Here is a 549-nt window from a genome sequence, read left to right on the forward strand (position 1 = left end):
GTTGTGGGGGTGGGGGGGGGTTGTGGTGTGGTTTGGGGGGGGGGTGGGGGGGGGGGGGGGTGTGGGTGGTGGGGGGGGGTGTTGGGTTTGTTTTTGGTGTTTTGTGGGGTTTTTTTTGGGTGTGGTGATTTTTTGTTGGTGGGGGTTGGGTTGTTGGGTGTGGTTTGGGTGTTGTGTTTGTGGTGTTGTGTGGCGTGGTTGTTGGTGGTGTTGGTGGGGGTGGTGTTGGTGTGTTTGGGGTTGGTGTTGGTGGGGGTGGGGTTGGTGGTGGGGTTGGTTTTGTTTTTGTTGGTGTTGGTGGTTTGGTTTGGTGTCTTTTGTTGTTCGGTTGTTGCTGTGGCGGTGTTAGTTATTTTTGTTGGTTTGGTTGTTTTGTTGTTTTTGGGGTGTTGTGGTGTGTTGTTTGTGTGGTGGGTTGTGTGGGGGGGGGTGTGTTTGTTTGTGGTGGGGTGGCTGGTGGTGTTGTTTTTGTTCGGTTGTTGTTTGGTGTGGGTTTGTGTTGTTTTTTTGTGGGCTTTAGTGGCTTGTTTTTGGTTGGAGGTGTTGTCC

Annotated in this window: 1 protein-coding gene; it reads left to right on the forward strand. The window is 52.5% G+C overall.

Annotated elements, in window-relative coordinates:
* Positions 1 to 27 precede the first annotated feature (27 nt).
* Positions 28 to 549: hypothetical protein (locus ACTHTY_RS11490; RefSeq protein ID WP_440367743.1), on the forward strand; the 522-nt coding region annotated here is incomplete at its 3' end.

This window comes from Neisseria sp. P0019.S002 (assembly GCF_051957155.1).
GTDB lineage: Bacteria > Pseudomonadota > Gammaproteobacteria > Burkholderiales > Neisseriaceae > Neisseria > Neisseria perflava.